Annotated in this window: 26 protein-coding genes; 3 read left to right on the plus strand and 23 right to left on the minus strand. The window is 61.4% G+C overall.

Going from position 1 to position 24,295, the window contains the following annotated elements; all coding sequences use genetic code 11:
• Positions 1-80: 80 nt before the first annotated feature.
• From modC to pcaD, 13 genes are all read right to left on the minus strand, one after another.
• The gene (gene modC / locus EPK99_RS00855) at positions 81-1,148 is read right to left on the minus strand and encodes a molybdenum ABC transporter ATP-binding protein (RefSeq protein WP_128440751.1); all 1,068 of its coding nucleotides are present in this window, start codon (positions 1,146-1,148) and stop codon (positions 81-83) included.
• On the minus strand, positions 1,145-1,849 hold the full coding sequence (gene modB / locus EPK99_RS00860; protein ID WP_128440752.1) for a molybdate ABC transporter permease subunit: 705 nt from the start codon (positions 1,847-1,849) through the stop codon (positions 1,145-1,147). Before modB ends, modC begins: the two co-directional genes overlap by 4 nt.
• Positions 1,850-1,900: 51 nt before the next feature.
• Positions 1,901-2,680, minus strand: coding sequence for a molybdate ABC transporter substrate-binding protein (gene modA / locus EPK99_RS00865; protein ID WP_128440753.1), 780 nt, complete (start codon positions 2,678-2,680; stop codon positions 1,901-1,903).
• 137 nt (positions 2,681-2,817) lie between these two features.
• Complete coding sequence (locus EPK99_RS00870) at positions 2,818-3,534, minus strand: ABC transporter ATP-binding protein (protein WP_128440754.1); 717 nt, start codon at positions 3,532-3,534, stop codon at positions 2,818-2,820.
• Positions 3,515-4,279: an ABC transporter ATP-binding protein gene (locus tag EPK99_RS00875; protein WP_128440755.1), complete on the minus strand. Its 765-nt coding sequence runs from the start codon at positions 4,277-4,279 to the stop codon at positions 3,515-3,517. The genes EPK99_RS00870 and EPK99_RS00875 overlap by 20 nt, the downstream gene beginning before the upstream one ends.
• On the minus strand, positions 4,276-5,280 hold the full coding sequence (locus EPK99_RS00880; protein WP_164901659.1) for a branched-chain amino acid ABC transporter permease: 1,005 nt from the start codon (positions 5,278-5,280) through the stop codon (positions 4,276-4,278). Before EPK99_RS00880 ends, EPK99_RS00875 begins: the two co-directional genes overlap by 4 nt.
• Positions 5,280-6,143 carry a branched-chain amino acid ABC transporter permease gene (locus tag EPK99_RS00885; RefSeq protein ID WP_128440756.1) on the minus strand — a complete coding sequence of 288 codons (864 nt, stop codon included), beginning with the start codon at positions 6,141-6,143 and terminating at the stop codon, positions 5,280-5,282. Before EPK99_RS00885 ends, EPK99_RS00880 begins: the two co-directional genes overlap by 1 nt.
• An 88-nt stretch (positions 6,144-6,231) precedes the next feature.
• Positions 6,232-7,407 carry an ABC transporter substrate-binding protein gene (locus EPK99_RS00890; protein WP_128440757.1) on the minus strand — a complete coding sequence of 392 codons (1,176 nt, stop codon included), beginning with the start codon at positions 7,405-7,407 and terminating at the stop codon, positions 6,232-6,234.
• A 111-nt stretch (positions 7,408-7,518) separates the two neighbouring features.
• On the minus strand, positions 7,519-8,607 hold the full coding sequence (locus EPK99_RS00895) for a 3-carboxy-cis,cis-muconate cycloisomerase (RefSeq protein WP_128440758.1): 1,089 nt from the start codon (positions 8,605-8,607) through the stop codon (positions 7,519-7,521).
• A 21-nt stretch (positions 8,608-8,628) separates the two neighbouring features.
• A complete protein-coding gene (pcaG, locus tag EPK99_RS00900) occupies positions 8,629-9,246 on the minus strand; it encodes a protocatechuate 3,4-dioxygenase subunit alpha (RefSeq protein ID WP_128440759.1) in 618 nt (205 codons plus the stop codon).
• A 2-nt stretch (positions 9,247-9,248) separates the two neighbouring features.
• Positions 9,249-9,989 carry a protocatechuate 3,4-dioxygenase subunit beta gene (pcaH, locus tag EPK99_RS00905; RefSeq protein ID WP_128440760.1) on the minus strand — a complete coding sequence of 247 codons (741 nt, stop codon included), beginning with the start codon at positions 9,987-9,989 and terminating at the stop codon, positions 9,249-9,251.
• Entirely contained in the window at positions 9,970-10,401 is a 432-nt protein-coding gene (gene pcaC / locus EPK99_RS00910) for a 4-carboxymuconolactone decarboxylase (RefSeq protein WP_128440761.1), read from the minus strand. The genes pcaH and pcaC overlap by 20 nt, the downstream gene beginning before the upstream one ends.
• A 2-nt stretch (positions 10,402-10,403) precedes the next feature.
• Positions 10,404-11,201 (minus strand): 3-oxoadipate enol-lactonase, encoded by a 798-nt coding sequence (gene pcaD / locus EPK99_RS00915; protein ID WP_128440762.1) that lies wholly within the window; start codon positions 11,199-11,201, stop codon positions 10,404-10,406.
• A 91-nt stretch (positions 11,202-11,292) separates the two neighbouring features.
• On the opposite strand from pcaD, the gene pcaQ reads away from it, so the two are divergent.
• Positions 11,293-12,219, plus strand: coding sequence for a pca operon transcription factor PcaQ (gene pcaQ, locus EPK99_RS00920; protein WP_128440763.1), 927 nt, complete (start codon positions 11,293-11,295; stop codon positions 12,217-12,219).
• A 17-nt stretch (positions 12,220-12,236) separates the two neighbouring features.
• Here pcaQ and EPK99_RS00925 read toward each other — a convergent pair whose 3' ends face one another.
• The 10 genes from EPK99_RS00925 to EPK99_RS00970 form a co-directional block, all read right to left on the minus strand.
• Positions 12,237-13,295, minus strand: a complete 1,059-nt coding sequence (locus EPK99_RS00925; protein ID WP_128440764.1) for an ABC transporter ATP-binding protein — start codon at positions 13,293-13,295, stop codon at positions 12,237-12,239.
• Positions 13,296-13,299: 4 nt separating this feature from the next.
• Entirely contained in the window at positions 13,300-14,130 is an 831-nt protein-coding gene (locus EPK99_RS00930; RefSeq protein ID WP_128440765.1) for a carbohydrate ABC transporter permease, read from the minus strand.
• A 4-nt stretch (positions 14,131-14,134) separates the two neighbouring features.
• Entirely contained in the window at positions 14,135-15,070 is a 936-nt protein-coding gene (locus EPK99_RS00935; protein ID WP_128440766.1) for a carbohydrate ABC transporter permease, read from the minus strand.
• An 86-nt stretch (positions 15,071-15,156) separates the two neighbouring features.
• Positions 15,157-16,413, minus strand: a complete 1,257-nt coding sequence (locus tag EPK99_RS00940) for an ABC transporter substrate-binding protein (RefSeq protein ID WP_128440767.1) — start codon at positions 16,411-16,413, stop codon at positions 15,157-15,159.
• Between the two features lie 32 nt (positions 16,414-16,445).
• On the minus strand, positions 16,446-17,612 hold the full coding sequence (locus tag EPK99_RS00945) for a PLP-dependent transferase (protein ID WP_128440768.1): 1,167 nt from the start codon (positions 17,610-17,612) through the stop codon (positions 16,446-16,448).
• Positions 17,609-18,337 carry a FadR/GntR family transcriptional regulator gene (locus tag EPK99_RS00950; RefSeq protein ID WP_245455576.1) on the minus strand — a complete coding sequence of 243 codons (729 nt, stop codon included), beginning with the start codon at positions 18,335-18,337 and terminating at the stop codon, positions 17,609-17,611. Before EPK99_RS00950 ends, EPK99_RS00945 begins: the two co-directional genes overlap by 4 nt.
• Before the next feature lie 120 nt (positions 18,338-18,457).
• On the minus strand, positions 18,458-19,237 hold the full coding sequence (locus EPK99_RS00955) for an ABC transporter ATP-binding protein (RefSeq protein ID WP_128440769.1): 780 nt from the start codon (positions 19,235-19,237) through the stop codon (positions 18,458-18,460).
• On the minus strand, positions 19,234-20,211 hold the full coding sequence (locus EPK99_RS00960) for a FecCD family ABC transporter permease (protein WP_128440770.1): 978 nt from the start codon (positions 20,209-20,211) through the stop codon (positions 19,234-19,236). Before EPK99_RS00960 ends, EPK99_RS00955 begins: the two co-directional genes overlap by 4 nt.
• Positions 20,208-21,194, minus strand: coding sequence for a FecCD family ABC transporter permease (locus EPK99_RS00965; RefSeq protein WP_128440771.1), 987 nt, complete (start codon positions 21,192-21,194; stop codon positions 20,208-20,210). The genes EPK99_RS00960 and EPK99_RS00965 overlap by 4 nt, the downstream gene beginning before the upstream one ends.
• Complete coding sequence (locus EPK99_RS00970; RefSeq protein ID WP_205909027.1) at positions 21,191-22,240, minus strand: ABC transporter substrate-binding protein; 1,050 nt, start codon at positions 22,238-22,240, stop codon at positions 21,191-21,193. The genes EPK99_RS00965 and EPK99_RS00970 overlap by 4 nt, the downstream gene beginning before the upstream one ends.
• A 241-nt stretch (positions 22,241-22,481) precedes the next feature.
• Between EPK99_RS00970 and EPK99_RS00975 the strand changes: the two genes are divergently transcribed.
• Positions 22,482-23,186 (plus strand): GntR family transcriptional regulator, encoded by a 705-nt coding sequence (locus EPK99_RS00975; RefSeq protein WP_128440772.1) that lies wholly within the window; start codon positions 22,482-22,484, stop codon positions 23,184-23,186.
• A gap of 99 nt (positions 23,187-23,285) precedes the next feature.
• Positions 23,286-24,248, plus strand: coding sequence for a dihydrodipicolinate synthase family protein (locus tag EPK99_RS00980; RefSeq protein ID WP_128440773.1), 963 nt, complete (start codon positions 23,286-23,288; stop codon positions 24,246-24,248).
• The last annotated feature ends 47 nt before the right edge of the window (positions 24,249-24,295 follow it).

Below are 24,295 nucleotides of genomic sequence, written 5' to 3' on the forward strand. Positions count from 1 at the left end.
ATACCTTCAAGAAAGACCCTATACATCCTCTGTCGTGACGCCGAGGTCAATCCGCGGCAATCCTCTATGGGCGACTACGCCTATCTTTGCAGGGCGACGGTCTTGATGATGGCGAAGACCGGCATGCCGAGTTGCAGCGCGAGCCGCTCCACGGATAGCGCGGTAATGCGGGCGAGGATGACATCTTCGCCGCATTGAACCCGGATGCGGACCGCGCCCTCTGCCTCTGGCTCGATGGCGACAATCCGGCCCTCCAGGATGTTGAGCGCACTGATGCCCAACGGGCGCTGCGTCGCCAGCAGTACATCCCGCTCCGGTACGTGCAGCCGCACTTCGCGGCCAAGCTCGACATTTGCATTCGGCACGATGATGTCACCGCGAGACAGACCGACAGTGACCAAGCGATGAGCGACGTCGATATTTGTCACGCGTCCCATCAGCACGGCTCCGGCGTCGCGCCGGTCGCTTGTATGGGAGAAGATATCTGCCGGCGTGCCGATAGCCTCGACCCGACCGTTGGTCAGAACGACAACGCGGTCCGCAAGACGCGCCACTTCGGCAACCGAATGGCTGACATAGACGATGGGAACAAGGCTCTCGTCCCGTAGCCGCTCCAGATAGGGGAGGATCTCCGCCTTGCGCTCCTCGTCCAATGCGGCCAGCGGTTCATCCATCAAAAGCAGCCTCGGCGCCGACAGAAGCGCACGGCCGATCGCCACCCGCTGCTTTTCGCCGCCCGAAAGCTTCTCCGGACGCCGATCCAGCAGACTGCCGATCCCCAGCATCTCGACCACTCGCTCGAATTCGTCCGCTGGCGCTGCCTGTCTTGCAAACCATCGGCCGTAGCGGAGGTTCTGGCGCACGGAAAGATGGGGAAGCAGTCGTGCTTCCTGGAAGACATAGCCGAAGCGACGCTTGTGCTTCGGAATGAAGACGCCACACTCCGTGTCAAGAAGAACGTCATCACCGATCGAGACGCGGCCCGCGGAGGGGCGGGCAAGGCCGGCGATGACGCGGATCAGGGATGTCTTGCCGGAGCCGGAGCGCCCGAACAGGGCGGTCACCCCGCTTTCCGCCGTAAAGGCTGCATCGAGCACGAAACTGCCAAGTCTCTGCCTTACCTCCACGACCAGCGCAGTCTCCTTCATGCGGGATGAACCTTCCTGCCTACCCGATAGGCGAGAAACTCCGAGGCGAGCAGTGCCGCGAAAGAGATGACCACGGCAACGATGGTCAGCCGCATGGCGCCCGCGTCTCCGCCAGGAACCTGGGTGAACGTGTAGATGGCGGCGGAAAGCGTCTGCGTCTCGCCGGGAATGTTGGAGACGAAGGTAATGGTGGCGCCGAATTCGCCCATGGCCTTGGCAAACGAAAGAATCATTCCTGCAATCACACCCGGCAGGATGAGTGGCAGCGTGACGGTGATGAACACCCATGCGGGGTTAGCCCCAAGCGTGCCGGCGGCTTCTTCCAGCTTGCGATCGACATTTTCAATCGACAGGCGGATTGAGCGGACCATCAAAGGGAACCCCATGACCGCGCAGGCAAGCGCCGCGCCCGTCCAGCGGAAGGAGAGCACGATGCCGAGATAATGATCGAGAAGGCCGCCGACTGCACCGCGACGGCCAAACACCACGAGCAGCAGAAAACCCGTGACCACAGGCGGCAGGATCAGAGGCAGGTGCACGAGCCCGTTCAGGAGCGACTTGCCCCAGAACCTTCCCCGCGCAAGGACATAGGCCATCAGAATACCGAAGGGCAGGCTTGCCAGCATGGCAACGCTGGAGACGCGCAGGCTGAGCCGGATCGCCGTCCATTCCTCGTCGCTCAGTGCCAGCCAGTCTGTCATACGTCACCAAGCTCCGGAGCCCTACCGCGCGAGGACGAGCTTGCCTGAGGCTTACTTCAGAACCGTAAAGCCTTCCTTCTCGAAGAAGGGGGCGGCCTCGGCAGATTTCAGGAAATCGAGATAGGCGGCAGCCTCCGCCGACTTGCTTTCGGTGAGGATGGCCACCGGATAGATGATCGGCGGATGGCTGTCCTGCGGGAACGTGCCGACCACCATGACGCCAGGGTCGGCTGCCGCATCCGTCTGGTAGACGATCCCGAAGGGCGCCTCGCCACGCGAAACCAGAGCCAGTGCCGCGCGGACGCTTTCGGCGCTTGCCACGTTTTTTTCAACCGAGGACCAGACACCCAGCTTCTCCAGGGCAGCTTTCCCATATTTGCCGGCAGGCACCGAATTTGGTTCGCCCATCGCAAGTTTCCCGCCCTTGAGCAGGCCCGCAAGGTCGAAGCCGGGCTTTATATCGAGCGGCTTGCCGGTGTCCTTCGGCGCGACGAGAACGATCCGGTTGCCGAGAAGGTTCGCCCTATTGTCCTCTTTAACCAAGTGTCTGTCAGTGAGATATTTCATCCAGTCGAGATCGGCGGAGATGAAGATGTCGGCAGGCGCCCCGCCTTCGATCTGTTTGGCGAGCGCCGAGCTTGCCGCATAGGACACCGTCACCTCGTGGCCCCATGCCTTGTTGGCGTTGTCGAGAGCGTTCTTCATGCTGGCTGCAGCAAAGACCGTGACTTTCTCTTCGGCTGAGGCGGGCAAGATCGACGCCACAACAGAGAGGATCACGGCGACCGAGGCAGCAGCAAGGCGAAGGAGGTTTGAGCGATTGGGAAGCATGAATTCTCCGGGATTCGAGATATCCTACTGAATATATCGAAGTCTGGCAGCTTGGCTAGCGTTATATCCGAAAGGATATTTCGGCGCTTCAGTCTGCTAACCAGACTGCCGCGACACGAGAATAAGCCGGAGCAACCTCAATGAAGCCCGCCGACGCCAAGGAAGCGGTCGATTGCGGCGTGATCGGCGGTGAGTGCTGACGGCGTGCCCTGCCAGGCAATGCGTCCTCGCTCCAGGATTATCACGGAGTCGGCAAAATCGAGCGCATTCTGAATGCGCTGCTCCACGAGCAGGATCGTCATTTGGCCGCTCTGGGCAAGCTCTGAAAAGACTGCCATCAATTCCTCGCAGATCACGGGAGCAAGCCCTTCAAGCGGCTCGTCGAGCAGCAGCACGCTCGGCTGGCCAAGAATGGTCCGCGCGGTCGATAGCATCTGCTGCTCCCCGCCCGACAACTGACCGCCAAGGTTCCGGCGCCGTTCCTTGAGGCGGGGGAACATGTCGTAGGCTTCTTCGATGGCCGTCTTCGGCCGCCGTTTCAGGCCGACGAGCAAATTTTCTTCGACACTCAGTGTCGGAAATACGTCGCGCGTCTGCGGCACATATCCAAGGCCAGCCAGAGCTCGTGCAGCACTCGGCTCACGGGCCAGATCACGCCCGCCGAGCCGGATCTCCCCGCCGAACCGCCGCGTCTGACCGGCTAAAGTTGCAAAGAGACTCGTCTTGCCCATGCCATTGCGTCCGAGCACCGCCAGCCGATGGCCGGCAGCGACGGAAAAGGACATATCGTCGATGACCCGTGTCGGCCCGTAACCGGCCGAAAGGTTGCGGATCTCAAGCGGTGCTGCCGGCATCGGCATAACTCCCCAGATAGGCTTCCCTCACCCGGCTGTCCTTCGTTACATCCTCGGGCAGGCCGTCGAAGATCACCGTTCCCGCTGCCAGCACGACGACACGTTTGGCAAAGCGGAATACCAGATCCATGTCGTGATCGATCATCAGGATGGCGAGGTCGGAGGGCAGGCTGTCCAGCGCCGCTTCGACAAGCGCTGTCTCCGATTGCGGCACGCCTGCGGCAGGCTCATCGAGCAGGAGCACTTTTGGCTTCAGTGCCATGGCCATGGCAATTTCCAGAAGGCGCTGCTGACCATAAGCAATCTCGCGAACCTTCAGATGGCGCAGGTCGAACAGACCAAGCTGGTCGAGCAATGCCGCCGTCTCATCCATGACGCGAACACGCCCGGAATAGTGACCGAACATCTGTCCAGAGCGGCCCTCGCGCTGGAGGATGGCCAGCGCCAGATGCTCTTCGGGGGTCATGTCGTGGAAGAGGCGCGTCACCTGAAAGGAGCGGACCAGTCCGCGCCGCACCCGCTGCGCCGGCCTCATGCGCGTCACATCTTCACCCGAAAGCTGCACATGTCCTGCATCCGGGGCAAGATTGCCGGTGACGAGATTGATGAAGGTCGTCTTACCAGCACCGTTTGGTCCGATCAACGCCAGGCGGTCTCCCGGCGCCATCGACAGCGAGACGTCATTGGTGACGACGAGCCCGCCGAATTTCTTGTTGAGATTCTGCACCTCGAACACGGGGGTCATGCGGGCCTCCGCCTAAACCGATCAGCCAGCGCCACGGCCGTTCCATAGAGACCTTTCGGCGCAAAGAGCACCACCGCGATCAAAAGTGCGCCGACGACCGTCAGCCAGTGGAACGGGTTTGCAGCTGACAGCGTGTCCTCGAACAGCATGAACACCACCGTGCCGATCATTGCCCCGTAGAGCGAGCCGGTGCCGCCGAGTACGAGCATGACCAGCGCCTCGGCCGAAAGTGTGAACGACAGGCTGTCGAGCCCGACCACCTGCGTGGAAATGGCAGACAGCGCTCCTCCGATGCCGGCGACGGCGCCCGAGATGACATACATGCGCAGCAGAACCGCATGAGACGATGCCCCCATGGCGGCAATGCGGATCTGATCCTGCCTGACGCCCCGCGCCAGCATGCCGAAGGGCGAGCGAACAAGTATCTGAAGCAGAATAAACACCAGTCCAAGCAGAACGACACCGTAGACATAGGCTGTCCTGCCCCACAGGTCGAACTCGAACAAGCCGAAGAAGGCGTTCGGCATGATGGCCGAAAGACCGTCGCTGCCGCCGGTCCAACCGGACGCCTTGTTGGCGGCTTCGTGGAAGAGATGGATGACGGCGATGGAAAGGACCAGTTGGGCAAGCCCATGCGCGCGCAGTATGACGAGTCCGGAAACAAGGCCGGCAAGCGCTCCGGCGAGAAGGCCGACCGCGGTCATCGCGACCGGATCGGTGATGCCAAAATGCACAGCGGCAATGCCTGCACCATAGGCACCGGCGCCGAAGAGGGCCGCGTGACCGAGCGTTGCGACGCCGCAATAGCCGGTGACGAGATCAATGGAAAGAACCAGCAGCGCCACCGCGACGATCTGCGTCAGCAGCGCCAGATTGTTGGGCATGAGGAGGTAACCCATTGCGCCGGCGAGGACGATGGCGAATACGCCGATCAGGCCGCTATCGGCAAGGCGCTTGACCAATGACGGTGCGGTAAGACTTTGATCCATGGAAACAGCCATTATTTCATCCGCCCGACGAGACCGCGGGGAAAGAGCGTCACGATCAGGATGACGGCAAGGTAGAAGAAGAACTCGCCGTATTCGGGCGCTAGGTATCGGCCCGTGGTATCGATGGCTCCAAGGAGAAGGCAGGCGATCAGCGCGCCGGGTATGGAGCCGGCACCGCCGACCGAGACGACAACCAGGAAGGTCACCATGTAGCGCAGCGCGTAATAGGGTTCGAGCGGCAGAAGCTCAGCGCCGATCACACCGCCGAACGCCGCAAGCGCAATCGCGACTGCAAAACTCACCGCATAAACGAGTTCGGTGCGCACGCCCAGCGCTGCGGTCATCGCCGCATTGTCGATAGTCGCCCGCAGCTTGATGCCGAAATTCGTCCGCTCGATCAGGAACCAGAGCCCGGCCGCGACCGCAAACCCGCAGATGATCACGAAGATGCGGTGAGTGGCGATGGAGCGGAAGCCGAGATCGACCGAGCCCTGCAGCATTGCCGGAAGGGGCACCGTCTTCAGCGTGGGGCCGAATGTAAAGTTGGTGATGCCGATGACACAGAAGGTAATGCCGATCGTCATCAGCACCTGGGTAAGCTGCGGAGCGCCGTAGATGCGGCGATAAAGAAAACGCTCCACGGGAATGGCGATGATCACCGTCCCGACGATCGCGATCAGGATGCCGGCCGCATACCCGAGCCCCAGATCCCGCACCGCATAGGACGCAAAATAGCCTCCGATCATGGCGAAGGCCCCGTGCGCGAGGTTTACCACGCGCATTAGGCCCATGGTGACGGAAAGCCCGATCGAAATGACGAACAGCACCATTCCGTAAGCCAGGGCGTCAACGGCAATGCTGAGCACGGTCTGCATGCTGAGGTGCTGCCTCTCAAGGTTCAGGTGAAGCTGCTGCCGTGGCTAGCGGGGGAACAGGCAGGAGGACGAAGCCTCCCGCCATCACTTATTTCTTTACAAATCCCAGACCGGGATCGCCCTGCTTTTCGAAGGTGCGGACTTCTTTGTTGTAATATTTGCCGTTCGCGTCCTTGGACACTTCGCGCAGATAGATATTCTCCGTGATGTGACGGCTGTCGGGGTCGATGGAAACCGGCCCCCGCGGGCTCGTCCAGGACAAGCCCTTCACAGCCTCGACGGCCTTTTTGGCGTCTTGCTTGCCGCCGGTCGCCTCGATCATCTTGGAGATGACGTACATGCCGTCGAAGGCGCCGACCGCGGGGAAGGAGAGCTCCGTCGGATTGCCGATCGCCTTTTCCGCTGCGGCGACGAAAGTCTTGTTCTCCGGTGAGTCGTGGGACACGGCGTAATGATAGGTCGTCTGCAAACCAAGGGCCGCATCGCCCAGCGCCGGGAGGTCGGATTCCTGGGTCAGGTCGCCCGTGGCGTAGAACTTGACGCCACGGGTCTTAAGACCGTTGTCGTTATAGGCCTTGACGAAGGCGAGCGTCGGCGGACCGGACGGCAGGAAGGTGAACAGGCCTTCCGCGCCGGAATCCTTGACGCGCTGCATCAATGGCGCAAAGTCGTTGGTGGAAAGCGGCATGCGGATCGTCTCGACAACCTTCCCGCCTTCCTTTTCGAAAGCGGCCTTAAAGGCGTTCTCTGCATCGATACCTGGGCCATAATCGCTGACGAGGGTTATCGCCTTTGTCACACCCTGTTCCTTGGCAACCTTTGCGATCGGCGTGGTGGTCTGCCAAGTGGTGAATGATGTCCGCACGACCAGCGGGCTCGACGTTATGATTGCCGAAGTCGCGGCGTTCATCACCACCATAGGGACGTTCCCCTGCTGGAGAAGTGCAGTCGCCGCCATGGCATCCGGCGTGAAGTAGAAGCCGGCCAGATACTGCACGCCTTCGCGCACCACCAATTCCTGGGCGAGCGCCTTTGAGCGGGCCGGATCTGCCTGGGGCACGTCGCGATAGACGATCTGGATTTCGTCGCTGCCGACCTTGTTGCCGTTGAGCGCGAACCAGGCATCGATGCCAGCCTTGAAATTCTTGCCTTGAAGAGCGAACGGCCCGGAAAACGGCCCAATAACCCCGATCTTGATCGTATCGGCGTAGGCTGCGCCAGACAATGCAACCAAAGCGACTGCAGCCGCAAACAGCTTCTTCATGAACCCCTCCCTTAACCCAATCGCCCCGTTGGGCGCTCCATCACTCAACGTTCTCTACATGCTGCAAGGTAATGTAAAATGAAATCTCCGCCGCCAACAATTTCCGGGCGGTTATGTATTACGTGGATCGTCTGTCCCCCGCGCAGCATCCTCGCCGAGCGAAATGATGTTGGCGGCAAGCTCGACGCCAAGCCGCGACGAGGCTCCTGTGGCCTGCACCATGGGCGGCAGGATCAGCCATTCCAGCGTCCAGGCCGCACCAGAGCGCTCCTGTTCATGCACCACGGCCTGCTGCATGCCTGAGAGCTGGACTGCATTATATCGCGCCAGGGCCACCAGGACTTCAGCTGCTACAGGGTTCTGCTTATGCGCCATAGCCGAGGAACCGCCGCCGCCGGCGAGTTTGATCTCACTACCCGCCTGCGCGAGCAGGGCAATGTCTTGGCCGAACTTGCCCAGCGAACCGGTGATCAGGGAAAGAATGCCGGCGAATTCTGCAAGGCGATCCCGCTGGCTCTGCCATTGCGGCGCGTCGGAAAGGTCAAGCGCCCAGGCCAGCGCCGCGCGAACCGATGCCGCTTTGTCGCCCAACTTGTCGAGGGTCCCTGCTGCACCGCCGAACTGGAGAACGAAGCCATGCCGCTCGAAGGCTTCGAGCCGCTGCCGGTGGCGCGCAAGCGGCTCCTGCCATGCCCGGATGCGATCGGAAACGGTGACGGGAATCGCCGCCTGCATCCGTGTGTAACCCATCAGTCTCCGTGAGCCGAACAGCCGATCAAGCTCCGCCAGCCGCGATTCGAGTTGTGCCAACCGCCTTTGCAAGAGACTGCTCACCGTCTTCAGCCGAAGCATGAGGGCCGTATCGATAACATCTTGGCTGGTCACACCAAAATGCAGATGTAGAGCCGCTCCGCCACCGACAGCCGTTCGCAACTGCCTGACCAGGTCGGGAACGACGACACCATCGCGGCCGGTTGCCTCGCGCAGCGCCTCGATGTCCGGCGTGAACGAAGTGACCGAATTCACGATCTGGTCGGCGGCTTCCGCGGGAATCAGCCCTTCATCGGCCTGCGCCTTTGCAAGTGCAGCCTCGAAAGCGAGCATGGCATCGATCTCGGCTTGCGGCGACATCAGCTTTGTCACCTCCTCATCACCCAGAAGGCCGGACAGAAATGGATGTTCGAAAGCCGAAACGATCATGCTGGTTCTTTCGTCACGGTCTCAGACGTCGAAAAAGACCGTTTCTTTTTCGCCCTGAAGATGGATGTCGAAGGTTACCGTATCACCTTCCCGCTGCCCGACCAGCGTGGGCACGCGGACACGGTGCTCTATCCGCGACAGGATTGGATCTTCTGCATTCGCCTGTTCCTCGTCGGAGAAGTACATGCGCGTGTTGAGACCGATATTGATGCCGCGGGCGACGATCCAGAAGCTGATATGCGGCGCCATCAGCCGTCCGTCCTTAAACGGCACGCGGCCGGGCTTGATGGTCTCGAACACGAATTCACCCGTCGCCATGTCGCCCGGACAGCGAGCCCAGCCAAAGAAGTTCGGATCTGCTGTCCCCCGCGTTTCCGACGGACTGTTGTAGAAGCCATCCGCATCTGCCTGCCAGATCTCCACCAGCGCGTCCTTCAGCGGGTTCCCCGCCCCGTCATAGACGAAGCCGCGAATGGTGATCCGCTCGCCGCGGGTCTTGTCGTTCACCATCGAGCCCGAGCCGAGATCGGTCTCGTAGACGCCGTGAATGCCAACGAAATTCGGCGTACAGCCGATATGCACATAGGGGCCGGCGGTCTGAGACGGGGATTCCTTCAGGTAGTTGAGCAGTTGAACCATGATCAGTTCCCCTCCAGCCGATTTTCGAACAGCGTCGAGCGGCGACCGCGCAGGATGATGTCGAACTTGTAGGCGCGCAGATCATGCGGAATGGTGGCGTTCATGTCGAGCGCGGCGATCAGGCTCTTGATCGCCTCCTGATCCGGGACAGTCTTGACGATAGGGCAGATCCAGATCATCGGATCGCCCTCGAAATACATCTGGGTGATCAGACGCTGCGAAAAGCCGTGGCCGAAGACCGAAAAATGGATATGGGCGGGACGCCAGTCGTTGACGCCGTTCGGCCAGGGATAAGGTCCCGGCTTGACGGTGCGGAAGAAGTAGCCGCCTTCCTCATCGGTGATCGTGCGTCCGAATCCGCCAAAATTTGGGTCGAGTGGCGCAAGATAGGTTTCTTTCTTGTGGCGGTAGCGCCCGCCGGCATTAGCCTGCCAGAATTCCACCAGCGCGCCCGGCACGCCGCGCCCCCGTTCGTCCAGCACGCGGCCATAGACCATGATGCGTTCGCCGATCGCAGACTCGCCGGGCTGGGCGTAGTTGATGAGCAGATCGTTGTCGAACTCGCCGATGATATTATGTCCGAAGACGGGGCCAGTGATCTCGCTCTTGGTGCCCTCCAGGGAAATCAATGCACGCTGAGGCGATCGCAGTACGGAAGTCTTGTACCCAGGCGTGAAGGCCGGCGGATGCCAGGCCCGGTCCCGCGCAAAGAAGGGCGTCGTTTCAGGAAGGGTGTTCTTCATTGTCCTCTCCCGCGGCCTTTGCCGCCTCCATCTCCGCATAGGTCGCCTTGGCAATCTTGAAGGCGTGATTGGCTGCTGGAACGCCGGCATAGATAGCTACGTGCATGAGCGCTTCCCTAATGTCCTCCCGGGTTGCGCCGGTATTGACGGTAGCGCGAATGTGCATCGCCACCTCATCGTCATGACCGAGCGCGGCCAGAAGCGCGATGGTGACCATCGAGCGCTCGCGCTTGCTCCATTCCTGCCCGGCCCAGACCGTGCCCCAGGCACTCTCGGTAATCAATTGCTGAAAGGGCCGGTCGAAATCTGTCTGGCTTGCCTGGGCGCGATCCACATGAGCATCCCCCAGCACCGCGCGGCGGGTGTCTATTCCCTCGGTGTAGCGTGCCGAAGCGGGCGGCGTGTCTGCCATGGTCATTCCTTGTCCAGTTGTTCCACAAAGCCGCGGACCAGCGCGGCATGAACGGCGGGGGCCTCGACGCAAGGGATATGCGCCACATTCTCGATGATCTCATAGCGGGCGCCCGGTATGAGATCGGCCGTGGACTTTACCAATTCGGGCGGGGTCGAGCCGTCCTGCTCTCCTGCAATACAGAGAACCGGCACTGCGATCCGTGTCGCAGCCTGGGTGAAATCCGCGTCGCGAATGGCAGCACAGGTGCCCGTATACCCCGACGCCGACTGACGCACGAGCATGTTGCAGTAGCCTTGATAGGCGGCGTTCTCCGGCACCCGGAAGGGCGGCGTGAACCAACGTTCCATAACCGAATCGAGAATACTGGCGATCCCGCCTTGCTCTACAGCGGCAATACGCTTCTGCCATGACTCGGCCGTGCCGATCTTGTGGGCCGTGTTAGACAAAACCATTGCCTTCACCAGGTCGGGACGCGCGTCATAAAGCCCTTGCGCAATCAACCCGCCGACCGACAAACCGACAAGCACCACCTGCGACAATTCGAGGTGATCGATCAGTGCCGCCAGATCCTGCGCCAGAAGCTCTATGGAATAGGGTGGCTGCCCAAGATCGGAGAGGCCATGTCCGCGCTTGTCATAGGTTACCAACGTAAAGTCACCCGCAAGCTTTGGCAGAACATGATGCCAGATTCGCCTGTCCGTTCCGAGCGAATTGATGAAGACGATGGCCGGCCTGCCGCTCTCCGCATAGGAGGCATCATAATGAATGGCAACGCCGTTGATGTGTACAAACTGCATCTTCGCCTCCTCCTGACTACTAGATGCCACTGGCTTCCGGTTAGGTAAATTGATATTTTGTACGGATCACTTAACCAACAGGTTATAGATTTTGATCGACTCGCGCGTCAAGTTTCGACACCTGCATACATTTGTCGAAGTCGCCCGCCAGAAAAGCATTGGGCGAGCGGCCGAGGCGCTGCGAGTGAGCCAACCTGCCGTCACCAAGACGATCCGGGAACTTGAGGAGGCGCTTGGCGTCGCGGTATTCGAACGCGACGGGCGCGGTATTCGGATCACGCGCTATGGCGAAGTCTTCCTACGCCATGCGGGCGCTGCGCTCACCGCTTTGCGGCAAGGTATCGACTCCGTCTCGCAGGAACTGTTCGACGCCGGTCCGCCGATCAGGATCGGCGCACTTCCAACCGTCTCGACGCGGATCATGCCGAAGGCGATGACGGCCTTTCTCGCAGCCGGCACTGGCAGCCGTGTCAAGATCGTGACCGGCGAAAACGCCGTGCTGATGGAGCAATTGAGGCTGGGCGAACTCGATCTGGTGGTGGGTCGCCTGGCGGCGCCGGAAAAGATGACAGCCCTCTCCTTCGAGCATCTCTATTCGGAACAGGTGGTCTGCGTGGTGCGTTCAGGCCATCCGCTGACGACGCTTGGGCATTCTGTTTTCGAAAGCTTCGGCAGCTATCCTGTGCTGATGCCATCGCGCGGATCGATCATCCGTCCTACCGTAGAACAGTTCCTGATCACCAACGGCATTAGCAGCCTGCCCACGCAGATCGAAACCGTATCCGATGCTTTCGGACGTGCCTTCGTGCGCAGCAGTGACGCCATATGGATCATCTCGGCGGGCGTCGTCGCGGCGGATATCGAAGATGGCCTGCTGGCAACCCTGCCGATAGACACCAGCGAAACGCGAGGGCCGGTGGGCCTGACGATCCGCGCCGATGCTGTTTCGTCCAGGCCGTTGTCGATCCTGATGCACACGATCCGCGAGGCCGCTGCGGATATCATGCCGCCTAGATGACGCCGGAAAGCCTGCTGTTAAGCGACACGTTCCTCGCTCGAATCGAACAGGTGCAGATACTGCGACGGGAAGCGAACGCTGATCTGGCTGCCATAATTCAGCGCTCCGCGGTCCAGCGTGAACACTTTGAACGGTAAGCCGTGGAGCGACAGATGCAGGATGATACCGAACCCGGTCGGCTCCACCAATTCCACCGTCGCCTGCATTCCGCTGCCGTCGTTCACGACGACAACATGCTCGGGCCTGATGCCCAACGTCACGCTTTCCCCTGGCGCAAGGGCAGGAACCGTTTCCAGCGCGATCCGTGTCCCATTGGCCAGGATGACGGAGCCCGCGGAATAGGTTGCCGCCAGAAAGTTCATGCCGGGCGAACCGATGAAGCCCGCAACGAAGAGGTTGGCGGGGCGGTCATACAGCTCCAGTGGTGATCCCACCTGCTGAACCACCCCGCCATGCATGGCGACGATCCGGTCCGCCAGGGTCATAGCCTCGATCTGGTCATGGGTGACGTAGATTGAGGTTGCCTTGAGGTCGCCGTGCATTTTCTTGATTTCGGCACGCATCTGCTCGCGCAGGCGGGCGTCAAGGTTGGACAAGGGCTCGTCGAACAGAAATGCCTTCGGCTGGCGCACGATGGCCCGGCCCATTGCCACGCGCTGCCGCTGTCCACCCGAAAGCGCCTTCGGCCGCCTTTCCAAAAGCGGATCGAGCCCGAGCTTGGACGCCGCGGCCGAGACTGCCGCGGCGATCTTCTCCTTGGCGATCTTGCGTAGGCGCAGGCTGTAGCTCATGTTCTGCGCCACCGTCATATGCGGATAAAGCGCATAGGATTGGAACACCATTGCGATGTCGCGATCCTTCGGATGCAAGTCGTTGACCCGGTTTCCGGCGATGCGGATCTCGCCGCGGCTGACATCCTCGAGCCCGGCGATCATGCGCAGCAGGGTTGACTTGCCGCATCCGGAAGGCCCAACCAGCACGATGAATTCGCCGTCCTCGATATTGAGATCGACACCGTGAAGCACCGACACATGGCCATAGGATTTTTCGAGCTTTTCGATCTGGATGGAGGCCATGTGACTATCCCTTGACCGCGCCGGCCGTCAGGCCCTGCACGAGATAACGCTGGATGAGGAGGAAGAAGAGCGCCGCCGGAATGAGAGCCATGATGCCGGCTGCCATCATCTGCCCGAAATCGACGGAGAACTTCGACACGAAGGTGAGAAGCCCGACCGGGAAGGTAGCGGCAGCGTTACCGTTGATCAGCATCAGGGCAAACAGCAGCTCGCTCCAGGCGGCGGTAAAGACGAAACCGAGCGTCGCGGCAATCCCCGGCAGCGTCAGCGGCAGGATGATCTGCCGGAACGCGATGAATTTCGTTGCGCCGTCGATCATTGCCGCCTCTTCCAGGTCCTTCGGGATGCCATCGAAGAAGGACTGCATGAGGAAGGTCGCAAAGGGCACGTTGAAGGCGGTGTAGACGATCACCAGTCCCGTCAGGCTGTTGGTGAGCCCGAGCGGCGACAGGATCTTGAAGATCGGCGCGACCAGCATGACCAGCGGAAACATCTGGGTCAGCAGCATGAGCGCAATGATCACGTACTTGGCCCGGAAGCTGAAGCGCGAGAGGGCATAGCCGGACAGGGACGCGCAGACCGTGACGACCACGGCGGTCGATGTCGCGACGATGACGCTGTTCTTGAAGAAGGTCGGGAAGGCGCTGTGCTGCAGCACAAAGGCGTAGTGATCCCATGTGGTGCGGGAGGGCCAGAGCCTGACGCCCTCCGAGTAAAGCAGATCGTTCGGCGTGACGGAGACCTTCAGCAGCCAGAACAGCGGGAACAGCGCGAACGCAACATAGCAAAGGATAGCGAGACGATGCGCAATAGTGGGAAGGATAGATCGCTTCATGGCATCAGTCCTTGTTCAGCAGGGTCTGCCGCAGCAGGACGATAAGCATCGAATAGGCGAGCAACAGGACCAGCAGCACCAGGGCGATTGCGGAGGCATAGCCGAAGTCGAGCCGCTTGAAGGCCTGGGTGAAGATGTAGCTCGCCACGATCTGCGTGCGGTCAGCCGGACCGCCGCCGGTCATGACGACAATGAGGTCGGCGAAATTGGAGATCCAGACGGTGCGCAGCAGAACCGTAATGGCGATGGTCGGCGCAAGAAAAGGAAGCGTGATCGACCAGAACCGCTGGAACCAGTTGGCGCCATCGATGGAGGCAGCTTCATAAAGATCGCGCGGGATGGCCTGCAGTGCGGCGAGCAGGGTAATCGCGAAAAACGGGATGCCCCACCAGACATTGGCGACAATAGGTCCCCACATTGCATAATGAGGATCGGACAGGATGTTGTCCGGCTGGTCCATCAGCCCCAGCGCAAACAGCCAGTGCGGAATGGGGCCGATCACCGGATTGAACAGCCACGCCCAGTTGAGGCCGGCGAGGAAGGACGGAACTGCCCACGGAAGGAATACAAGCGCCTGCACGATGCCCCTGCCCCAGAACGGCTTGTCGAGCAGCAGCGCCAAGACCAGGCCGAAGAAGAATTGCAGCACCACCGACGCCCCGGTCCACCACAGCGTATTCTTCAGCGCCGTATAGAAGGCGGCGTCCTTGGCAAGGTCGCGAAAATGCTGCAGGCCGATAAAGCCGCCCGAGAACGGGTTGAGCAGCTGGATATCCCGGAAGGCGTAGGAGATCCCCACAACCAGCGGCACCAGCATGACCGCGACGATCAGGATCAACGATGGCGCGCTGTAGAGCCAGGGCTCCGAAGCACTCGCCAGGCGCTTGAGCCAGGGTTTCCTAGACTGGTGGCCCCTCATGGTGCCGACAGCATTGGTCATGGATCGATTATTCCCCACCTTTGCGGCTTTGCGCCGTCTTGGTCATCCGGAGCGGCAGCTCTCGAGTGCAGCCGCTCCGTCAGAGCTTACTTCTTCAAGTGCTTCTGCTGTGCTTTCGTCAGATAGTCCGCCCACTGATCCGCAAGTTCCTTGGGTGAAAGATCCCCGAGAAGCGCCTGCTGCGAGGTCTTGATGGCGAGCGAATCCTTGAAGAAGGCAAACTCTTCAAGATAGGTCGGCATCACGGTCGGCACGGTGTTCGGGTCCGCCAGCTCCTCGAACCAGCCCTTGAACTGGTCGCCAGCATAGAAGGGGTCCTTCTCGGCGGAGGTGTAGGCCGGCAGGGCGCCGATCTTCTTGTTCCATTCGAGATTGCCTTCCTTGCCTTCCAGGGTGGCAATCAGCTTCCAGGAGAGGTCCTTGCTCTTGCTGGTCGCAAACATCGACCAGCCGGCATAGCCGATCGTCGGATAAGACTTGCCATCCGGACCCTTCGGAAGCGGCATGACGCCGAAGTCTTCCTTCTTCATCCGCTCGGCAATGGCGATCAGGGCATCCGGGTCCTGGTCCAGAAAAGCGCAGGTGCCGGAGTAGAAGCCGGCCACGACTTCGTTGAAGCCCCAGTTGACGCTGTCCTTCGGCGCATAGCCCTTCTTGTAGAGATCGACCATCCACTCGATGCCCTTTTGCCAGCCGGGACTGTTCATGGTCGAGGTGCCGTCTTCCGTGAAGTATGTGTTGTTGCCGGCCATTGAGGCCGCAAAGATCATCCAGCCGTTCAAGCCGCCCGGGCCGCCGCGCATGCAGTAGCCATATTTGCCTGGAAGCTTGGAGACAGCCGCAGATGCCTTGGTGAATTCGTCCATGGTCTTGGGCGGCGCCGAAACGCCGGCCTCGGCCAAGAGCTTCTTGTTGTAGAACATGGCTCGCAAATAGAAGCCGTAGGGCAGCATATAAGCCGTCTTCTTGACGTCGCGCCCAAGTTCCAGCGCACGCGGCGTCAGTTCCTTGGTCTGGACCCATTTGGCCAGATAAGGTTCAAGGCTCTCCAGCATGTTGTTGTTGGCGTAGAGCGAGAGCCAGGTATCCGGCATTTCCATCACGTCGGGCGTATCGCCGGCCGACACCATTGTGGCGAACTTCTGGAAGGCCTCGTTCCAAGGCAGCGAGATGATCTCCACCTTGGTACCGGGATTGGCGGCTTCGAACGTGGCGACAATCGATTTCAGCGTTTCCGTCCGCTCCGGGCTGGTGATGACCTCTACCAACTTCAGTGTCGTATCGGCCAGCGCACTGCTGGCCATCAGCGCCGTAAACACGGCTGATGCGATTATTGTTTTCATGCCCTCTGTCTCCCAGTTGTTATTGGTTGCACCTAAATGGCGACGGCGATCGCCTCCTGAAGATCGCTCCACAGGGCCTCTGTTCCCTCAAGGCCGACGTGGAGACGTACTGACCGCGCATGAATGCCGAAGGTGTGCGCGGAATTGGGCTGCGCTTTTTGTTGCAGCACCACTTCGCCCGGTACGATCAGGCTTTCGTGGCCGCCCCAGCTGACGCCCAGCTTGAAAAGCTTGAGATGATCGGCAAAGGCGCGAATATCGACGCCCTCGCGGAAGATGAACGAGAACAGCCCGGACGTGCCGTTGAGGCCCGGCGGGAGCTGATTGGCAAGGCCGGGGTGGCAGACCTGCTCCACGATATCGAGTGCCTGCAAACGGCGGGCAATCGTCAGCGCGGCCGCCTCATGGGCCTTCATGCGCAGCGGCAGCGTGCGCAGGCCGCGGATCAACAGCCAGGCGTCGAAAGGCGACAGCTTGCCGCCGAGATAAGGGTACGCCTCCGCCTTCAACCGCGCGATCAGCTCTTTGGAACCGGCGACGACACCCGCCACCACATCGCTATGGCCGCCAAGATATTTCGACGCCGAGTGGATGACGAGATCGACGCCGAGCGTGATCGGCCGCTGAAAGAAGGGGCTCGCCCAGCTGTTGTCGATCATCGATACCGCGCCGTGTTTGCGTGCGAGTGCCGCAAGAGCCCCGACATCATGAGCTTCCATGACCCAGCTCGTCGGGCTTTCCATGTAGAACACCTTGGCACCCGGCAGTGCCCTGTCGATCGCCTCTTCGTCGCGCCCATCGACATAGGTGACTTCTACCTTCATGCGCTTCAGAATGGTGCCGAACAGACGGAAGGCATCCGGATAGACGTGGCGGACCGCGACGATGCGGTCGCCCGGCTCCACGAAGCTGAGAACGGCGGACGAGATGGCCGACATGCCGCTCGCAAAGCCGAGCGCGTCTTCTGCGCCTTCCAGTCTCGCCAGCATCTCCTCGAACATGCGCACGGTCGGGTTGAGGCCGCGGGTATAGATCGGCCGCACCTTCTCGCCGCGATAGGATGCGATCATGTCGTCGTAGTCGGCGAAGGTGAAAAGCGAGGTCTGGAAAATCGGTGGCACCACCGCGTCCGCGTAATTTCCCGCGTCGTGGGCGGTTATCAGCGAGGCGAAATCGAATGGATCGGCACCGTCGGTCATCGGGACATTTCCTTGATATCTTCCTCGACGATGGCGAGGATCTTCAGTGTTTCGAGCCGAGCGGCCTCCGCGTCCTGCGCCGCGATGGCGTCGAACAGCGTGCGGTGAAACGGAAAGGAGCGGCGGGCAAAGTCGAACCGCTCGAAGGGGTGACTCCAGAAGCGTTCGAAGGTCTCCCGCATCTGCTCCAGAAGCTGTCCGAACAGCGGATTGTGCGTCGCGTCGTAGACGGCAAGGTGAAACGCAAGATCTTCCGGACCGGACGCCCCCTTGGCGAGATGCACACGCTCCATCTCTTCCAGCCGTGCCTCGATGATCGCGAGATCCTCGGAGGTCCGCATTTGCGCCGCCACCATCCCGGCTTCGCATTCCAGTCCGCGCCGCACCTGCAGCGTCAGCAGAAGCGCATCGCGCAGGTTCGCTGTCTCCAGTGAAAGAGGCATATGCAGCGTCCGCTTGGAGATCGGCTTCAGCAGATAGGTGCCGCTTCCCTTGCGGGTCTCGATCACGCCGAGTGCCTGGAAATGCCGGATGGCTTCGCGGATCGTGGAACGCCCCACACCCAATGCCGTCGTCAGCTCACGCTCAGTCGGAAGCTGATCTCCCGCCTGCAGCCCCGCAGCCTCGACGTAATCGGCCATGGCATCAGTAACCTGACGTGCCCGGTTCATCGGCGGCAGGGGAGCAATGGCAACCATTGTCGAGGTAGAGAATTGGTCTGACATCTGATTAATACAGCGGTTAAAGACACGCCTGTCAATGCCAATTTACATGTTCGCCTCTGCAACAACCGCTGGTCGCGACCCGACAAAAAGGCGCGTACCGACTGCGGCGTAGCATGGTGATCAGTGGGGTACGACCATGGGACGGCCAGTCACCGGATCAGGCACCACCAGCGCTTTCAAACCAAAAGCGGACTGTAGATTGCTTTCCGTCATCACGTCGTCAGGTGTACCCTCGGAGACGAGGCCTGCCGGTCCCAGCAGAATAAGGTGATCGGAGAAGCGGGCAGCCAGATTGAGGTCGTGAAGAACGGTAACAACTGTAGTGCCGTGATCGCGATTGCGTTTCTGCAACAGCGACAGCACCTCCAACTGGTGGGAAAGATCGAGCCAGGTCGTCGGCTCGTCCAGAAGAAGATAGGGGGTGTCCTGCGCTAGCACGAGGGCAATCCAGGCCCTCTGCCGCTGCCCGCCGGAAAGCTCGTCGATCGAGCGACCCGCCATATCTCCGAGCCCGACCTGTTCCAGTGCCAGTTGGCAGACCCGCGCATCCTCGTCGCTCCATGGCGCCAGAAAGCCGCGCCAGGGTGTGCGGCCGCGCCGCACGAGATCGGCGACGGTGATGCCTTCCGGTCCCTTGGGCGATTGCGGCAGGATAGCCAGCCGGCGGGCCAGTGCACGCGTGTCTATGCGGCTCAGTTCCTCGCCCGCCAGGCGGACCTGGCCGCCGTTTGGAGGGATCAGCCGCGCCAGCGCCTTCAGAAGCGTCGATTTCCCGCAGCCGTTCGGACCCAGGATGGAGGTGACGCAGCGGTCAGGTATTCGGAGCGTAAGATCGCGGATGACGGTGCGGTCTCGATAGGCCAGAGTGAGGCTTTGCGTCTCCAGTCCGGTATGGGTCACAGTTCGCCCGCCTCCGCTTCCTTCATAAGCAGCCACAAGAGATAGGGCGCGCCCAGGATGCCGGTCATGACGCCGACGGGCAGTTGCAGGCCCGGCACGACGGATCGCGCCACGACATCGGCCAGAATGGTAACTATGGCGCCGGTCACAGCGGCAACCGCCAGCCGGGAGCCCGGTTGCGTGACGCCGGCAACACGCATGCCGAGAGGACCTGCCATCATCGCGACGAACGGGATAGGGCCGGCCACCGCCACGCCCGTCGCTGCGAGTAGAACGCCCGTGCCGATGAGGCCATAACGCGCCCGGCCGACCCTTGCGCCGAGGCCGGCCGCAAGTTCATCCCCCAGTTCAAGAAGCGCCATAGTCCGAACCTGCAGCGCCAGGACCAGGAAAAGCAGAGATCCGAGACCCCATACCTGTAGCACATGCCACCAGGAGCGGGCCGCCAGCGAGCCGGAAAGCCATCGCTGTGCATCGGCGGCCTCCTGCGGCGGCATGCGCGTGATCAGGAAACTGCTGGCGGCGACAGCGAAAAAGCCGACGCCGATCCCGACCAGGATCAAAGTCAGCGAGGACTGGACGCCTGCACCGCGAAAGGACAGGAGGGCAACAACGACAGCGGCAAGAAGTCCGCCGGCGGCAGCCAAAAGTGGTAACGGCAGCAGGATACCGAATGCGACGGCTGTCACGACGGCGAGCCCCGCGCCCGACATGAAGCCCATCACGTCAGGCGCTGCCAGCGGATTGCGAAGGAGGACCTGGAAAACCGTACCGGAGGCGCCAAGCACGGCCCCTGCCCCTGCCGCAGTAAAGGCAGCCGGCCCGCGCAGCACGCGCAGGGTCAATGCTCCGGAGCCCGTGCCCTTCCATAGCCCGGTCCACAGGTCTGCCGGCGTGACAAACACCTGGCCCACCATCAAGGACAGAAGAATGGCGGTGACCAGCATGACCGGCAGTAGAAGCCTACCCCTCATGTCAGGGCTCCGGGTTTCAGGCGTCGCACCACGAGAATGAAGGCGGGTGCTCCGATGAGCGCGGTCATGATCCCTACCCGGATTTCGGCGGGTGCAACGACCAGCCTGCCAACCGTATCCGCCAGCAGGATGATGGTGGCGCCGAGCACGGCGGAGACGAAGATCTCCCTGCGAAGATGGTGACGGGACAGGCGGCGCGACAACGGCGGCACGATCAGCCCGAGAAAGGCAATCGGGCCCGCAACGGCTACGGCGGAGCCGGTCATCAATGTGATGGCAGCAAGTGCCACCAGCTGCACCCGAGCAGGCCGGGTTCCGAGCCCGCGCGCCAGCGCCGAACCAAGTGCCAAGGCTTCGATGCGTGGCGCAGCCAGAAGCGCAAGGCCTGTACCAATGACCAGTGTGCCGGTCATGGCAAGGAGCGGCCGTGTATTGGCTTGCGCCAGTGATCCGGTCACCCAGAAACGGAACACCTCCAGGACCTCGCTGCGGGCCAGAATGACCGCCGAGATCAGCGACAGCAGAAGCGCGTTGAGCGCAACGCCAGCAAGCGTCAACCGCACTGGACCTGCCGCCCCGGTCCGCGCCCCGCCGAGGAGGAAGACAGCTACCGAGGCCAGCGCAGCGCCAGGAAACGTAAGGGCGGCTATCATGCCATTGTCCGGGGAACCCAACAAAAGCGCGCCGACGACGACCGCGAAGGCGGCGCCGGCATTTACGCCGAGCAGGCCGGGATCGGCCAGCGGATTGCGCGTCACCGCCTGCATGATCGTTCCGGCCATGCCGAGACCGGCGCCGGCAATACACCCGGCGACGAGGCGCGGCAGCCGTACCGAATGGATGACCACCTGGGCGGGATCTGCGGGATCGAACACAAACAGCGCGTTCCATAGATTACCGAGGCCCGCATCCTGCACTCCTACAAGCAGGGTCAGCGCCATGGCGAGAACCAGCGGCAGAACAAGGCCGAGGATGAGCTTCAAGGTGCCAGCCCCGCGGCAATGCTGGAGGGAACGGGGGTCGTGGGATCGCCGTCCATGGCGAGCGCGATCTCCTTTTCCAATCGCTGCAGGGTAAAGGGGAGCGACAGCACACTGCCGAAGGTCAGGGCTGCCGTCATGAGTTCTCCCGCTGCCACCTCCCGGCCTTCCCGGTGGGCGCGCAGCGTCTTGCGGAGCGGCAGGGCGACCACGTCCGGTACGGCATCGGAAGAGGAAAGCCAGATCAGCACGTCGGCATCCAGCGGCGATAGATCCTCCGGCGACAGCCGCGCGTAGAAGCCTTGCGTCACGCCAAGCTCCTTCACCTTCTCCGTCGGCTGCAATCCAAGCTCCGTCAGGAAGGTGGCGCGGGTGTCGGTGCCGATATAGGCGCCGGTTTCGCCGCCGAAATTATAGGCGCATATGGCGGTGCGTCCCGACCAGTCGGGATGACGCGCGCGGGCGGTGGCAAACACGCTCTTCACTTCGGCGACCCTTTGCTCGGCAAGCTCCGCTTTGCCGACGGCGCGGCCGATCATCCGGGTGAGTGAGTCCCAGCGCATGCCAAATGCAGTTTCTCCCGGCGGCTGCATCAAGACCGGCGCGATCTGCGACAGAACCTCATATTCTTCCCTGGAGATACCAGAGCCGACGCCGACAATAAGGTCGGGCTGGAGGCCGGCGACAATTTCCATCGACACCTCTCCAGAGATCATCTGCGGCTTGGCGTCGCCGAGGAGAGGCTGGCCCCAGGGCCACACGCCGTAAGTCTGATTGCCGAACCATTGCCGCACGGCGAGAGGGGCAACACCCAGTGCCAGCAGCGCATCCTGCGTCGTGTAGCCGAGAGACACGACGCGGCTAGCCGGTTGGCGCAGAACCGTCTCGCCATAGACATGCTCGAACCGCAGATCCCCTTCCGCCGCTTGCGCATCGGAGACGGTACTGAAGGGATTGGGCAGAAGACAACCAGCGAAAAAGCCGGACATCATCTGCCGTCGGCTCATACCCTGCCTGCCTTTCTTTACGCCCCCAACTTCGATACTCATGCGGCTCTCATTCCTGCGACACTTCTTGCAGCCGAATTTTTTCGACACTGAACATGACAAGCGTAATCAGGAATTAGCGAGCAGGTGAAGGCGAGTCAATCGCAAGTGGCGCTCCCCAAACGCACTTCACAACGAAGGACAAGTACGGCCAATAAATCCGCCCGATCGACCAAACCGTTTGCAGGCTGACGCGCAATGGACGATGGGTAAGCCAGTGCTGCCTGAGCAAAAGAGGGACAGAATGACCGACATCGACCCGAGCCAAATGGCGGAGCGCAGGCGCGGCTCAGGCGTCAAGCTGGTCTACGACCTCTTGCGCGACGAGATCCTGGACCTGAAGCTTGCACCGGGCAGTGCCATCGACGAGGTGCAACTGGCCAGCCGATTCGGCATGTCCCGGACACCGATCCGCGAAGCGCTGGTTCGGCTGGCGAGTGACGGCCTGATCGAGACGCTGCCCAATCGCTCGACCATGGTCTCGAACATCGATTTTCTCAACATGCCCGCCTATTTCGACGCGCTTGTGCTGATGTACCGCGTCACGACGCGGCTGGCGGCGCAGCATCACAAAACGGAGGATCTGGAGACCATTCGCCAGCTGCAGGTCGCATTCAGCGCAGCCGTGGAAAGCCAGGATGCGTTGGCGATGATTGCAACCAACGCTGCCTTCCATTCCGCCATCGCGGCGGCAGGGCGCAACTCCTATTACGGCGCCTTCTTCGAAAGGCTGCTGAACGATGGTCGCCGCATGCTTCGGCTTTACTACCAGTCCTACGAGGACCGCCTGCCTGCACGCTTCGTGGAAGAACACGAGGAGATCATTGCTGCCATCACGGCACGCGACGTGGCAGCGGCCGACCGGCTGGGCAAGGTTCACGGAGAGCAGATCGTGGAGCAGATCGGTCGCCTGCTGACCCGGCACGAAGACATCGACATCGACCTCTAGAGGTCTTGTATTTTTTTTGTCGACAAGAAATTCGAAAGCTGTATTGTCGTTGCAGAAGCGAACGGCAGCCGGGTGTTGCTGCCATCAAGGAGCATTGAGATGAAGGCGACAATTTTCTCCGGCGTGGTGCCAGCGCTGATGACCCCCTGCAAGCCGGACCGCAGCCCGGATTTTGATGGCCTTGTGCGCAAGGGCAAGGAACTGATCGCGGCTGGCATGTCGGCCGTCGTCTATTGCGGCTCGATGGGCGACTGGCCGCTGCTGACCGACGCACAGCGCATGGAAGGCGTGGAACGACTGGTCGCGGCCGGCGTGCCGGTGATCGTCGGCACAGGAGCCATCAACACGGCCTCCGCCGTCGCACTTGCCGCCCACGCCCAGAAGTTTGGTGCTCAAGGCCTGATGGTCATTCCGCGGGTTCTCTCGCGTGGTTCGGTGATTGCAGCCCAGAAGGCCCATTTCAAGGCCATTCTCTCGGCCGCGCCGGATCTTCCGGCTGTCATCTACAACAGTCCATATTATGGTTTTGCGACCCGCGCCGACCTCTTCTTCGCGCTGCGCGCTGAGCATGCGAACCTGGTCGGGTTCAAGGAATTCGGCGGCCCGGACGATCTCCGCTATGCGGCCGAAAACATCACCAGCCGTGACGACGACGTGACGCTGATGATCGGCGTCGATACCGCCGTCTATCATGGCTTTGTCAATTGCGGTGCGACCGGCGCCATCACCGGCATCGGCAATGTGCTTCCCAAGGAAGTGCTGCACCTGTGCAATCTCGCCCAGGCTGCCGCAACCGGCGATGCCGACGCGCGCGTCCGCGCCAAGGAACTGGAAGAGGCGCTCGGCGTCCTGTCGTCCTTCGACGAGGGGCCGGATCTGGTGCTCTATTTCAAGCACATGATGGTGCTGAAGGGTGATCAGGAATACGCACTGCACTTCAACAAAACCGATGCGCTTTCCGACAGCCAGCGCGGCTATGTGGAAGCGCAATTCAAGCTGTTCAACGGCTGGTATGCCGACTGGAGCAAGCTTCCAGGCGCCGTGCAGACCTGCAAGGCTTAGGACCATAACGAGGCGCTTCCTCGCGAGGGGCCTCCGTGCCAGGAGGT

The organism is Neorhizobium lilium (assembly GCF_004053875.1).
Lineage (GTDB): Bacteria > Pseudomonadota > Alphaproteobacteria > Rhizobiales > Rhizobiaceae > Neorhizobium > Neorhizobium lilii.